The sequence below is a fragment of the Roseateles sp. P5_B10 genome, assembly GCF_056400485.1.
Genome location: NZ_JBFULE010000094.1, coordinates 1 through 12,811 on the forward strand (window position 1 = coordinate 1; position 12,811 = coordinate 12,811).

12 protein-coding genes and 1 pseudogene are annotated in these 12,811 nt (G+C 70.4%); 5 read left to right on the forward strand and 8 right to left on the reverse strand.

Features of this window, described 5'->3' with window-relative positions:
- From atzF to AC1DU6_RS09025, 7 genes are all read right to left on the reverse strand, one after another.
- Positions 1-1,444, reverse strand: a 1,444-nt coding sequence (gene atzF, locus AC1DU6_RS08995; protein WP_477856796.1) for an allophanate hydrolase, incomplete at its 3' end; no start/stop codon positions are given.
- Positions 1,441-2,115 carry a cysteine hydrolase family protein gene (locus AC1DU6_RS09000; RefSeq protein ID WP_056205655.1) on the reverse strand — a complete coding sequence of 225 codons (675 nt, stop codon included), beginning with the start codon at positions 2,113-2,115 and terminating at the stop codon, positions 1,441-1,443. The genes atzF and AC1DU6_RS09000, both read right to left, overlap by 4 nt.
- On the reverse strand, positions 2,112-3,644 hold the full coding sequence (locus AC1DU6_RS09005) for an ABC transporter ATP-binding protein (RefSeq protein WP_477856798.1): 1,533 nt from the start codon (positions 3,642-3,644) through the stop codon (positions 2,112-2,114). The genes AC1DU6_RS09000 and AC1DU6_RS09005 overlap by 4 nt, the downstream gene beginning before the upstream one ends.
- Before the next feature lie 9 nt (positions 3,645-3,653).
- Positions 3,654-4,346 (reverse strand): biuret amidohydrolase, encoded by a 693-nt coding sequence (gene biuH / locus AC1DU6_RS09010; protein ID WP_457389367.1) that lies wholly within the window; start codon positions 4,344-4,346, stop codon positions 3,654-3,656.
- Positions 4,347-4,363: 17 nt separating this feature from the next.
- A complete protein-coding gene (locus tag AC1DU6_RS09015) occupies positions 4,364-5,290 on the reverse strand; it encodes an ABC transporter permease (protein ID WP_477856801.1) in 927 nt (308 codons plus the stop codon).
- Positions 5,287-6,411, reverse strand: coding sequence for an ABC transporter permease (locus AC1DU6_RS09020; RefSeq protein WP_477856803.1), 1,125 nt, complete (start codon positions 6,409-6,411; stop codon positions 5,287-5,289). The genes AC1DU6_RS09015 and AC1DU6_RS09020 overlap by 4 nt, the downstream gene beginning before the upstream one ends.
- Before the next feature lie 19 nt (positions 6,412-6,430).
- Positions 6,431-7,549 carry a BMP family ABC transporter substrate-binding protein gene (locus AC1DU6_RS09025; RefSeq protein WP_457350650.1) on the reverse strand — a complete coding sequence of 373 codons (1,119 nt, stop codon included), beginning with the start codon at positions 7,547-7,549 and terminating at the stop codon, positions 6,431-6,433.
- A 280-nt stretch (positions 7,550-7,829) separates the two neighbouring features.
- Between AC1DU6_RS09025 and queC the strand changes: the two genes are divergently transcribed.
- Both queC and AC1DU6_RS09035 read left to right on the forward strand, forming a co-directional pair.
- Complete coding sequence (gene queC, locus AC1DU6_RS09030) at positions 7,830-8,534, forward strand: 7-cyano-7-deazaguanine synthase QueC (protein WP_477856805.1); 705 nt, start codon at positions 7,830-7,832, stop codon at positions 8,532-8,534.
- Positions 8,531-9,076: a LemA family protein gene (locus tag AC1DU6_RS09035; protein ID WP_477856807.1), complete on the forward strand. Its 546-nt coding sequence runs from the start codon at positions 8,531-8,533 to the stop codon at positions 9,074-9,076. The genes queC and AC1DU6_RS09035 overlap by 4 nt, the downstream gene beginning before the upstream one ends.
- 178 nt (positions 9,077-9,254) lie before the next feature.
- On the opposite strand, the gene folE is transcribed toward AC1DU6_RS09035, so the two are convergent.
- Positions 9,255-9,956, reverse strand: a complete 702-nt coding sequence (gene folE / locus AC1DU6_RS09040) for a GTP cyclohydrolase I (protein ID WP_477856808.1) — start codon at positions 9,954-9,956, stop codon at positions 9,255-9,257.
- A 43-nt stretch (positions 9,957-9,999) separates the two neighbouring features.
- On the opposite strand from folE, the gene rsmB reads away from it, so the two are divergent.
- From rsmB to AC1DU6_RS09055, 3 genes and pseudogenes are all read left to right on the forward strand, one after another.
- Positions 10,000-11,340 carry a 16S rRNA (cytosine(967)-C(5))-methyltransferase RsmB gene (gene rsmB / locus AC1DU6_RS09045; RefSeq protein WP_056205636.1) on the forward strand — a complete coding sequence of 447 codons (1,341 nt, stop codon included), beginning with the start codon at positions 10,000-10,002 and terminating at the stop codon, positions 11,338-11,340.
- A gap of 1 nt (position 11,341) precedes the next feature.
- On the forward strand, positions 11,342-11,902 hold the full coding sequence (locus tag AC1DU6_RS09050) for a DUF4390 domain-containing protein (RefSeq protein ID WP_457323709.1): 561 nt from the start codon (positions 11,342-11,344) through the stop codon (positions 11,900-11,902).
- Positions 11,899-12,811 (forward strand): annotated as a pseudogene (locus AC1DU6_RS09055) (sensor histidine kinase); the annotation flags it as partial. The gene AC1DU6_RS09050 and the pseudogene AC1DU6_RS09055, both read left to right, overlap by 4 nt.

A 12,811-nucleotide genomic window follows, 5' to 3' on the forward strand; every position in this document is an offset into this window, starting at 1 on the left:
GATGGGCGCCGACGACAGCCAGCAGCAGCGTCGGCTCGCTCAGCGGCCGGGCTTGCACGCGGCGGTCGGCCGGGCGGGCGTCGCGCAGGCGCGCGCCCAGCAGCGCGGGGCCGGCGGCCTCCCAGCGCAGCCCGAAGTCGACCAACGCCGCGTCGGCCCCGCCGGGGGCGATCAGCGTGATGCCGAAGGGCAGCGGGGATGGGTCATCGGGCAGTTGGCAAGGCAGGGCCAGCGCCGACCAGCCCAGCAGGTTGACGAAGTTGGTGTAGCGGCCCAGCTCGCTGTTGCGCAGCACCGGCTCGGCGGCCACGGCGGCGCGCGTGGGGCAGGTGGGCGCGGTGGGCACGAAGAGCGCGTCCACCTGCTGCCACAGGCTTTGCAGTTCGGCGCGCAGAGTCTCCAGTTCGTAGCGGCCACGGAAGGCGGCCACTGCGTCGTGGTTGCGGCCTTGCGTGATGACGTGGGCCACGGTGGGGTCGAAGGCCTCGGGTTCGGCGGCGAGCAGGTTGTCGACAACGCTCAGCCGCTCGGCCACCCAGGGGCCTTCGTACAGCAGCTTGGCGACTTCGAAAAGCGGCTCGAAGTCCAGCACCACCAGCTCGGCGCCCAGCGCGCGGGCACGGGCCTGYGCGGCCTCGAAGGCGGCCGGCCAGCCCAGGGCGGCGTCGCAGCCAGGCTCCAGCGGCACACCCAGGCGCAGCGCCGCGCGGGCGCCACCCAGCCAGGGCGGGCGCGGCGCGGCGACGTGGAAGCGCGCCTCGTCGCCTTCGGCGCCCTCGAACAACGAGAAGGCCAGCGCCGCGTCGGCCACGGTCAGCGCGAACACGCTCACCACGTCCAGTGTGCGGCAGGCCGGCAGCACGCCGCGCATGGGCACGCTGCCCGGCGTGGGCTTGAGGCCCACGAGGTGGTTGAAGCCGGCCGGCACGCGGCCCGAGCCGGCGGTGTCGGTGCCCAGGGCAAGTGGTACCAGGCCCCGCGCCACCACCGAGGCCGAACCCGAGCTGGAGCCACCGCTCACGTATTCCGGCGCGAAGCTGTTGGGCACTTCGCCGTAGGGCGAACGGGTACCGACCAGGCCGGTGGCGAACTGGTCGAGGTTGGTCTTGCCGACGACGACGGCGCCGGCTGCCTGCAGGCGCTGCACGCAGGTGGCCGAGTGCTCGGGCTGGTGGGCGAAGGCCGGGCAGGCGGCCGTGGTGGGCATGCCGGCGACGTCGATGTTGTCCTTCACGGCCAGCGGCACGCCCCACAGCGGCGTGGCGGGGCCGCGCGGTGGCAGCGCGGCGAGCTGGGCGACGAGCTGCTCGGGCGTGCAGACGTGGATCCACGCAGGGTCGGTGGGTTGCAGCCGGGCCAGCAGGTCGGTCAGCAGGATGTAGGGGCCTGCGCCAGCGGCGTAGGCGGCCTGCCAGTCGGCGACGGTGTGCAGGGTTTCGGTCATGTGATCGCTTCGATGACTGCGCTCGACGGCGCTGCCCAGCCGACGATGGCGCCCTGGGCCGTCAGCATGGCCAGCGCGGCGGCCTTGAATTCGGGGAAGTAGCTGGCGGAGCCGTCTTCGATCAGCAGGCACTCGTAGCCGCGATCGTTGGCTTCGCGCATCGACGTCTGCACGCAGACCTCGGTGGTCACGCCCATGAACAGCAGGTGGGTGATGCCGCGCTCCTTCAGCAGCGCGTCCACCGGCGTGGCGTAGAACATGCCCTTGCCGGGCTTGTCCACCACCAGTTCGCCCGGCAGCGGCGCCAGCTCGGGAATGATCTCGGCGCCGGGCTCGCCGGCAATCAGGACGCGGCCCATGGGCCCGACGTCGCCGATGCGCAGCGACGGCTGGCCGCGCAGCCGCTTGGCCGGCGGGCAGTCGCTGAGGTCGGGGCGGTGGGCCTCGCGGGTGTGCAGCACCACAGCTTCGATGGCACGCCAGGCGTCGAGCATGCGGCGCACGGCCGGCACGATGGCCTGCAGCCGCGTCACGTCGTTGCCCAGGCTGGCGCCGAAGCCGCCGGGCTCGATGAAGTCGCGCTGCATGTCGATGACGACCAGCGCCGTGTGCGCCGGGTTGAAGGTGTAGGGAAAGGGTTGCGCGGTTGCCAGCGTGAGCAGCGTGTTCATGCGTGCCCCTTCCCACCCATGAATTCGCCGAGCGACTGGCGCGTGGCCTCGGCGGCCGGCACGTCGTGCACGATGCGGCCTTCGCTCATGACGACGATGCGGTCGGCCAGCGCCAGCAGCTCGTCCAGGTCTTCGCTGACGAGCAGCACGGCCGCACCCCGGTTGCGTGCGGCCGTCAGGCGGCCGTGGATCTCGGCGACGGCGGCGAAGTCCAGCCCGAAGACGGGGTTGCTGACCAGCAGCAGCTCGGACTCGCCGGCCAGCTCGCGGGCCAGCACGGCGCGCTGCACGTTGCCGCCCGACAGCGTGCGGATGGCGGCGCGCTCGCCCTGGGTCTTGACGCCGTACTCGGCGATCCATTCGCGCGCACGCTGGCGCAGCGCGCCCCAGCGCACCAGGCCGCCGCGCGCCCAAGGTGTCTCGTCGAAGCTGCGCAGCGCCATGTTCTGCGCCACGCTCAAGGGGCCGACGCAGGCATTGGCCAGCGGCTCCTCGGGCAGGCTGCGCACTTTTCGGGCGCGGTTCTCGGCGCGGCGGGCCAGGAAGGGCTGGTCGTCCACCATCACCCGGCCGGCGAGGCGGGCGCGCTGGCCCACCAGGGCCTGCATCAGCTCGCGCTGGCCGTTGCCGCTGACGCCGGCGATGCCGACGATTTCGCCGCGCCGTACGTCCAGGCTCAGGGCGCGCACGGCGGGCTCGCCGCGGTCGCCCATCACGTCCAAAGCCTCGATGGCGAGCTTGACCTCACCGGGCGGGCGCGTTTCGCGCACCCACGTCGGACGCATGACCGCGCTGCGGCCCTCGCCCACCATCGCAGTGGCCAGGCTGTCGGGCGTGCAGTCGGCCACCGCGCCGGTGGCCGCCAGCGCCCCCTTGCGCAGCACGCTCACGTCGTCGGCATAGGCCATCACCTCGCGGAACTTGTGCGTGATCATCAGCACCGAGCAGGCCATGGCGTGCGCCTGCTCGCGCAGCGCGCCCAGCACTTCGTCGGCCTCCTGCGGCGTCAGCACCGAGGTAGGCTCGTCGAGGATGAGCAGGCGCGGCTTGAGGAACAGCTGCTTGAGGATTTCGAGCTTCTGCCTCTCGCCGGCCGACAGCTCGCCGGGCCAGGCGTCCAGCGGCAGGCGAAAAGGTGCCGTGTCCATGAAGGCCTGCAGCTCGGCGCGGGCAGCCTTCCAGTCCACGACCATGGGCAGGTGGCCGCGCGCCAGCAGCAGGTTCTCGGCGACGCTCATGCCGGGCACGACGGTGAAGTGCTGGTAGACCATGCCCAGGCCGAGGTCGCGGGCCAYGACCGGCGAGGCGATCTCGCGCTCGCGGCCGTCCACCAGCACGGCGCCGTCGTCGGGGCGGTGGTAGCCGACGATGGCCTTCACCAGCGTGCTTTTGCCGGCGCCGTTCTCGCCCAGCAGCGCATGCACGGTGCCGGGCCGCACGGTGAGGGAGACGTCATCCAGCGCCGTGAAGCTGCCGAAGCGCTTGGTGAGGCGGTAGGTATCGAGCTGCAGGGCGTGCGGGTGGGACATGGCCGCGGCTCAGAGTTGCGCCAGCAGGTCGAGCACGGCGGCCGAGTCGGCCACCGCGCCGAACACGCCGCCCTGCATCTGGATCATGTTGAGCGCGGCGGCGTGGTTGCCAGGGTCGGTGGCGCCGGTGCAGTCCGACAGCATCAGGCACTCGAAGCCGCGGTCGTTGGCCTCGCGCATGGTCGTGTGCACGCACACGTCGGTGGTGATGCCGGTGAGGATGAGGTTGCGGATGCCGCGCGTGTGCAGGATCAGCTCCAGGTCGGTCGCGCAGAAGCTGCCCTTGCCGGGCTTGTCGATGACGGGCTCGCCCGCGGCGGGGTAGAGCTCGGGAATGATGTCCCAGCCCGGCTCGCCGCGCACGAGGATGCGGCCACAGGGCCCAGCGTCACCGATGCCGCGGCCCGCGGTGCCAATCTGCCGCGAGCGCCACAGCTTGTTGGCCGGCAGGTCGGCCAGATCGGGGCGGTGGCCCTCGCGGGTGTGGATGACGTGCATGCCTTTGCGGCGCGCGGCGGCCAGCAGCACCTTCAGCGGGGCGATGGGCGCGCGCGTCAGCGACAGGTCGTAGCCCATCTTGTCGACGTAGCCACCGATGCCRCAGAAGTCGGTCTGCATGTCGATGATGACCAGCGCCGTGTTGTTCGGGCTGATGTTGCCGTCGAAGGGCCAGGCATAGGGTTTTGAACGCAGGGTCGGCATGGTCGGGTTCCTTCGGTTCAACGGGACACACCGAGTTCGGCGGGCGCACCTTTGAGAGACTGGCTCGGCGTGCAGGTGGCCACGAGGATGAGCAGGGTCAGCGCGTAGGGCATGGCGTTGAACAGGTAGTAGCCGCCGCTCACGCCCACGCTCTGCAGCGCCGGGCCGATGGCGCCCGCGCCGCCGAACAGCAGCGCCGCGCCCAGGCAGCGCCACGGGCGCCAGCGCGCGAAGATGACCAGGGCCACGGCGATCAGGCCCTGGCCGCTGGACAGGCCTTCGTTCCAGCTGCCGGGGTAGTACAGCGACAGCGACGCCCCGCCCAGGCCGGCAATGGCGCCGCCCACCGTGGTGGCGGCGATGCGTACGCCGTTGACCGAGTAGCCCAGTGCCCGCGCGGCATCGCTGCTGTCGCCGGCCATGCGCACCACCAGCCCCCAGCGCGTGTTCTTGAAGCCCCAGGCCAGCAGCGTGGCCAGCGCCACGCCGATGGGGAAGAGGGCGTTGACCGACAGCGCGGTCTGCACGGCGGACGAGTCGCTCCAGGCGCCCAGCGGCAGTGACGGGATCTGCGGCGCCTGCGGCTGGATCAGCGGCTTGCCCAGGTAGAAGGCCAGGCCCGCGCCCAGCAGCATCAGCGCAATGCCGGTGGCGATGTCTGACACGCGCGGCAGCGAGCACAGCAGCCCGTGCAGCAGGGCCAGCAGCGCGCCGCAGCCGCTGGCAGCCAACACGCCCAGCCACGGCGAGCCGCTGAGGTAGGCGCCGCCGAAGCCGGCCATGGCGCTGAAGACGAGCACGCCTTCGAGGCCGAGGTTGATGCGGCCGCTCTTCTCGGTCAGGCACTCGCCGAGGCTGACGAAGAGGAAGGGTRTGCCCACCCGCAGCGCGCCGCCGATGACGGCGAGCAGCAGGTCGGGGACGACGTTCAGCTCAAGACTCATGCAACCCCCTGAGGTTCAGCCGCCGCAGTGACGGGCGCTGGCCGCCTGGCCACTGCGCGCGGCGCGAACAGCCGCCCGCGCAGCGCCTCGGCCGCGAGGATGAAGACGAAGGCGAAGCCCTGCAGCACCAGCACCGAGGCGTCGGGCAAATCAAGCCGGCGCTGCAGCAGGCTGCCGGCCGCCGCAAAGCCGCCGAACAGCACCGCCACCGGCGGGATGGCCCAGGGGTTGTGACGCGCCACGAAGCTGACCAGGATGCCCGTGTAGCCCAGGCCGGCGATCACCGAGGCGTTGGCCGCCGTGTGCACGGCCGCCACCTCGATGGCGCCGGCCAGGCCCGCCGCCGCGCCGCCGAGGGCGCAGGCCAGCAGGATGAGGCGGTCGGTGGGCAGGCCGACGAGACGGGCGGCCCGGGCGTTGCCGCCCACCACGCGCATCGCGAAGCCCGAGGCGCTGAAGCTCAGCCAGGCGCCGCAGGCCAGGCACAGCACGACGCCGATGACCAGGCCCCAGTGCACGTCGCCCAGCCAGGACTCCATGGCCGCGTCGCCCATGATGGGGCCGATGCGCAGGCCTTCAGCCAGCGGATGGGTGGACGGCTTGTTCAGGCTCGCCGGGTCGCGCATCGGCCCTTCGACGAAGTGCTTGAACAGCGCGATGGCGATGTAGCTCAGCAGCAGGCTGGAGATGGTCTCGTTGACGCCGCGCCACTGGCGCAGCCAGCCGGAGAGCATCACCCAGCCGCCGCCCAGCAGCGCACCGGCCGCCAGCACCATGGCGCTGCCGATCACGTTGCCGGGTGGGCCGAAGAGATAGGGCAGGCCGGCACAGCCCAGCGCACCAAGCACCAGCGCGCCCTCGCCGCCAATCATCGTCAGGCCCGCCTGCGCGGGCAGCGCCACGGCCAGCGCGGTGAGCATCAGCGGCGCGGCGCGCAGCAGCGTGTTCTGCCAGGAGAAGGCGTCGCCGAAGGCGCCGAGGAAGAGCAGCTTCCAGGCCTCCACCGGCGACGTGCCGCCCAGCCACACGAAGACGCCGAACAGCAGCAGCGCGGCGGTCAGTGCGAAGACGGGCAGCAGCAGGGCTTCGGCGAAACCCTGCGCTCTTGAGTTGGCGACCATGGCGGCGGCTCCCAGAGGCTCAGACCTTTCCAATCACGCCTTCGACGAGGTAGTTCATGCCCTCCAACTCCATGTCGGTCTGCTTGAACACCTTGCCTTTTGGAATGACCACCTTGCCGGCGTTGTCCTTGAGCTCGCCCTTGAAGATGTCGAAGCTGCCCTTGAGCATCTCGGCGCGCACGGCCTCGGCCTGCTTGCGCCCGCCCTCGGGCACCGAGCTGCCGTAGGGGCTGCTCTTGACGAAGCCGTCCTTGAGCCCGCCGCGCACGAAGTTCGGATGCGGCTTGCCGGTCTGCGCGGCGTCGATGATCTGCTTGTAGGCGGTGATCCAGTTCCACTCGGCGCCCGTCAGGTAGGCCTGCGGTGCCAGCTTGGCCTGGCTGGCGTGGTAGCCGCAGACGAACTTGCCGCGTTTGGCTGCTGTCTCGACGATGACCTTGGGGCCATCCACGTGCATGGTGAACACGTCCACGCCCTGGTCGGCCAGGCTGTTGGTGGCCTCGGCCTCCTTGACCGGCATGCTCCAGTCGCCGGTGAAGATCACCGTCGTCGTGATGTCCGGGTGCACGCTGCGCGCGCCCATCGTGAAGGCATTGATGTTGCGCAGCACCTGCGGGATGGGCTTGGCCGCGATGAAGCCGAGCTTCTTGCTCTTGGTCACATGGGCTGCAACCACGCCGTTGAGGTACTGGGCCTCGTCGATGTAGCCGAAGAAGCTGCCGGCGTTCTTGGGGTGCTTGGCCGCATCCCACAGCCCGCCGCAGTGCGCGAAGCGCACGTTGGGGTATTTGGGCGCCAGCGCCAGGATGTGCGGGGCGAAGTAGCCGAACGAGGTCGGGAACAGCAGGCCCGCGCCGTCCTGGGCGATCATGCCCTGCATGGTCTTCTGCACCGCGTTGGTCTCGGGGACGTTCTCCTCCTCCACCACCTTGATGCCCGGCATCTTCTTCACCAGCGCCGCGGCCTCGGCATGCGCCTGGTTGTAGCCGTAGTCGTCCCGCGGGCCGACGTAGATGAAGCCCACGGTCAGCGGCTTCTGGGCGTGYGCCAGGCCGCTCCAGCCGGCGGTCATCACGCCGGCTCCCGCAGCACCCAGGCTGCCCAACAAGTGCCGGCGGTTCCATTGCGATCGCGTCATCCTGGCTCTCCTCAAGTTGCTTGACCCACGAAGTGCGCCGGTTGAGTTCCGGCTTGTGTTCAATTCGGTATACAAGCATGTGGCGTGCCAGTTCGCCCGCCTGGGCGAGGCGGGTTGGACGCGCACGCGGGCGGTGCAAAGGCGCGCCGCGCAGGGCGATTCGGGGGCGCGCAAGCACGGCCGAGGTGCCTGTCGGCCGGCTCTTGAAGGTGCCGAACCGGCGCGCCGGCACCCGGCCTGGCGCCGAGCATGGGCGGGGTGGCCGGGTAGCATCCCGGCCATGACCGACAACCGCAAAGCCTTGGTGCTGTTTTCCGGCGGCCAGGACTCCACCACCTGCCTGGCCTGGGCCCTGGACCGCTTCGCCGAAGTCGAGACGCTGGCCTTCGACTACGGCCAGCGCCACCGCATCGAGCTGGACTGCCGCAACACCGTGCGCGCCGAGATCGCGCGCCAGTTCCCAGCTTGGGCCGGCAAGCTCGGCGCCGACCATCTGCTGGACCTGTCCCTGCTCGGCCAGATCAGCGACACGGCGCTGACGAGCGAACGTGCCATCGAGCTGCAGGCCAACGGCCTGCCCAACACCTTCGTCCCCGGCCGCAACCTGCTCTTCCTGACCTTTGCCGCGACGCTGGCCTACCGCCGCGGCGCGTCGGTGCTGGTCGGCGGCATGTGCGAGACCGACTTCTCCGGCTACCCGGACTGCCGCGACAACACGATGAAGGCCATGCAGGTGGTACTCAGCCTGGGCCTGGACACGCCGATGACGCTGGACACGCCGCTGATGTTCATCGACAAGGCGGCCACCTGGYGCCTGGCCGAATCGCTCGGTGGCGGGGCGCTGGTCAAGCTCATCGTCGAGGACACCCATACCTGCTACCTCGGCGAGCGCGGCGAGTTGCATGACTGGGGCCATGGCTGCGGCCACTGCCCGGCCTGCGCGCTGCGAGCCAATGGGTTTGCTGCTTACCGGGCGGCGGCATGACGATCTGGAGCTGGGCTGGCGTCGCCGGGGCGGCGCTGTTGTTCTTCTGGGGCATTGGTGCCTACAACCGGCTGATGTCGCTGCGCAATGTCATCGGCGAGGCCTTTGTGCAGCTCGATGCCCACTTGAAGGACCGCGGCGAGGTCTGCGACAAGCTGCTTGCTGCCGTGGCGCCGCGGCTCTCCAGCGAACAAGCGACGYTCGATGCCTTGGCGAGCGCGCAGGCGGAATCGCAAGCCGCAGCCCTGGCCTCGCGGAGCAAGCCCTGGGCACCCGACCCGGTCGGCAGYCTGGCCGTGGCCAGCGCGCTGCACGCCGCGGCGCTGACCCGCTTGCTGTCTCTGCTGGACCATCAGCCCGAGCTGCGCAGCGAAACCGAGATCGACGGCCTGGTCAGCGAGCTGAAACTGATCGAGCGCCAGCGCGCATTCGCGCGGCAGGTGTTCAACCAGGCGGTCGGCCAGTACAACGAGGCCTTGCACCAGTTCCCGACGCGGGTGCTGGCGAATCTCTACGGCTTCAGCGAAGCAAGGTCGCTTTAGCCCCTCGCCCAATCCGCCCCGCTGAACGCGGGTGGACTTGGTCGGTCCCCCGCGGGGACGGCGATGCATGCGGCATCGAGCCGCATGCACATCGCCCAACGCGGGCCGGCTAGGGAGCGGCCCGGCGCTCGGCCCGCAATACCCCACTCCATCCTGGCTGAGCCCGACGCTCTGAGCTTCAGCCTGCCGACTTTTTCGGCATGAGGGAGAGGAACTCCCGCCGCAGATTGGGATCGGTCAGGAAAGCCCCGCGCATGACGCTGTTGGTCATCGCGGCCTCGATGTCCTTGACGCCGCGCCAGTGCATGCAGAAGTGGTCGGCCTCCATGACGACGGCCAGGCCGTCGGGCCGCACGCGGGTCTCCAGCTCGTTGGCCAGCATGATCACGGCCTCTTCCTGGATCTGCGGGCGGCTCATGATCCAGTCGGTCAGGCGCACGTACTTCGACAGGCCGATCAGGTTGGAATGCTCGTTGGGCATGATGCCGATCCACACCTTGCCGATGATGGGGCAGAGGTGGTGGGAGCAGGCGCTGCGCACCGTGATGGGGCCGACGATCATCAGCTCATTGAGGCGGCTGATGTTGGGGAATTCGGTCACCGTCGGCGCCTCGGCGTAGCGGCCGGCAAAGACCTCGCGGACGAACATCTTGGCGACGCGCTTGGCGGTTTCCTGCGTGTTGTGGTCGCTGTCGGTGTCGATGACCAGGCTCTTCAGCACTTCCTGCATGCGGGTTTGCACCTCGGCCTGCAGCGCGTCGAGTTCACCGGGCTCGATGTAGGCGGCGATGTTGTCGTTGGCGTGGTGGCGGCAGCCGGCCGACACGAGGCGGTAGCGGATGCGTTCGGAAACGGGCGCGTCGGGGGCGGGTGCATTCATGGGCGCGAATTCTCCGGCCAAAGCCCGCTCCTACACTGGCGCGATGTCCCAAAGCCCCCAAGCCGGCTCGATGTCGGCCCCTCTGCACCGGCTGCTGTCCCAGGCCGCCGATGCCGTCCAGGGCGTGCGCGAGGGCAAATCCCTGACCGAGCTGCTGGGCCGCGTGCCCGCCGACCTGCGCCCCGGCACCCAGGCCCTGGCCTTCACGGCGCTGCGCCGCCTGGGCGGCGCCGAAGCGGCCCGCCAGCAGCTCGCGCCCAAGGCACCGCCGGCGCGCGTCGACGCGTTGCTGCTGACCGCGCTGGCCCTGCTCTGGCCCGACCCCGAACCCGATTCGTCGCCCATGTACGCCGACCACACCCTGGTCGACCAGGCCGTCCACGCCGCCAAGCAGCGCGCGCCGGCCAGCGCTGCCTTCATCAACGCCGTACTGCGTCGCTTTCTGCGCGAACGCGGCGCCCTCGTCGCCGCCGCCGAGCGCAGCCCGCTGGGCGCCTTCAACCACCCGGCCTGGTGGGTCGAGAAGCTGCGGCTGGACTGGCCGGCGCAGTGGCAGGCCCTCCTGGCCGCCAACAACCGCCCACCGCCGATGACGCTGCGGGTGCACGCCCAGCGCGCCACGGCGGATGACTACGTGAAGCGCCTGGCGGCCGCCGGCATCGCGGCAAGGGCCCTGGGCGCCCCCACGCCCCAGGCCGTTGTGCTGGACAAGCCCGTGCCCGTGTCGGCCCTGCCCGGTTTTGCCGAGGGTCTGGTGTCCGTGCAGGACGCGGCCGCCCAGCTCGCCGCTCCGCTCGTCGTCGGCGCAGGCCTCAAGCCGGGTGCCCGCGTGCTGGACGCCTGCGCCGCACCGGGCGGCAAGACGGCCCATCTGCTGGAACTGCAGCCCGACCTGCAGCTGACCGCGCTGGACGCCGACGCGCAGCGCCTCATCCGCGTGCAGGACAACCTCAACCGCCTGCAGCAACAGGCGACGCTGAAGGCCGCCGATGCCCGCCAGACCGGCACCTGGTGGGATGGCCAGCCTTTCGACGCCATCCTCCTTGACGCCCCCTGCAGCGCCTCCGGCATCGTGCGCCGCCACCCCGACGTGCGCTGGCTGCGCCGCCCCGATGACATCACCGCCCTGGCCCGCATCCAGGCCGAGCTGCTGGACGCGCTGTGGCCGCTGCTCGCGCCGGGCGGCCGCCTCGTCTACGCCACCTGCTCTGTCTTCCGCGCCGAAGGCCAGGCCCAGCTCGACGCGTTTTTGCAACGCCAAACTGACGCCAAGTCCCATGCCGTGCCCGGGTTCACAGGTCACCTGCTGCCCCTGGCTGACAATGGTTCGCAACAGCAGTCGCCTCTGGACGGCTTTTTCTACGCACTGATCACGAAACCCTGATTTGTTCGCCCGGATCGCCATCGCCGCCTTCTTTGCCGTGCTGCTCGCCCTGGCCCCCGGGCCGGCGCGGGCAGACGGCATCGAGCTGTCCCAGCTGTCCGCGCGCCGCGCCGACGACGGCCTGGACCTGAGCTTCACGACTCATTTCGAACTCAGTCACCCCGCCGAAGACGCACTGCACAAGGGGGTGCCGCTGTATTTCGTCGTTGAGGCCACCGTGCTGCGCAACCGCTGGTACTGGCGCGACGCCCGCGTCGCCCGCGCCGAGCGCACCTGGCGCCTGGCCTGGCAGTCCCTGACCCGGCAGTACCGCGTCTCCAACGGCGGCCTGCACCAAAGCTTCGCGACGCTGGACGAAGCGCTGACCGCGATGCGCGGCCAGAGCGCCTGGCATATTGCCGAGGCCAAGGACATCGAGGACGGCGGCAGCTACTACCTCGAGTTCAGCTACAAGCTCGACGTCACCCAGCTGCCGCGCCCCATGCAGATCGGCCTGCAATCGGGCTTTGCGCTCAGCATCGAGCAGAAGCGCTACTTCGCGCCCGACTTCACTCTGAAATGACCAAGGTTTCGCGTTGGGGCTGGGTCATCACCCTGGTGACCCTGACGGGCGTGGCCGGTGTGCTGGCCTTCGTGCTCATCGTCGGCACCACGTCCGAGCGTGCCTTCTTCGAGCGCCACTACAACTGGCTCTACTGGGTCAATGTGGGGGTCGCCGTGGTGCTGACCCTGGTCATCCTGACGGCCGCCGTGCGCCTCGTTTTGCGTGTGCGCAGTGGCCGCTTCGGCAGCCGACTGCTGCTCAAGCTGGCGAGCATCTTCGCGCTGGTGGGCATCGTGCCCGGCGTGATGATCTACGCCGTCTCCTACCAGTTCGTGAACCGCAGCATCGAGACCTGGTTCGACGTGCGCCTGGCCAGCGCGCTGGAGGCTGGCCTGAACCTCGGCCGCGGCACGCTGGACGCCATGGTGAGCGACCTCGGCACCAAGACGCGTGACGCCGCCGACCAGCTCGCCGAAAGCAGCACGCCGCAGTTGCTGGCGCTGGAGCGCCTGCGCGACAAGCTTGGCGCCCGCACGGTCGCCGTCGTCGGCGCCAACGGCCAGATCCTGCTGGAGGGCGGCGGCGATACCCGCCAGCTCACGCCCGACCGCCCCAGCAGAGCCATGCTGGACAAGGCCCGTGGCAGCGTGGCCAGCCAGCTCGAAGGGCTGGAGGACGAGGCCGCAGCCCTGGAAGGCGGCGCCCAGATCCGCACGCTGGCGCGGATGCGCAATACCGAGTTGCGCCTGGGGCTGGACGAGCGCTACCTGATGGTCATCCAGCGCATTCCGGCCAGCATGCTGASCAATGCCCTGGCGGTGCAGACCGCCAACGCCGAATACCAGCAGCGCTCGCTGGAGCGCGTCGGCCTGCGCCGCATGTACCTGGGCACGCTGACATTGGTGCTCATCCTGGCCACCTTCGCGG

Coding starts and splice junctions, on each gene's coding strand:
- AC1DU6_RS09000 (WP_056205655.1), bottom strand. CDS start 2,115: ATGAACACGCTGCTCACGCTGGCAACCGCGCAACCCTTTCCCTACACC.
- AC1DU6_RS09020 (WP_477856803.1), bottom strand. CDS start 6,411: ATGGTCGCCAACTCAAGAGCGCAGGGTTTCGCCGAAGCCCTGCTGCTG.
- folE (WP_477856808.1), bottom strand. CDS start 9,956: ATGAATGCACCCGCCCCCGACGCGCCCGTTTCCGAACGCATCCGCTAC.
- rsmB (WP_056205636.1), top strand. CDS start 10,000: ATGTCCCAAAGCCCCCAAGCCGGCTCGATGTCGGCCCCTCTGCACCGG.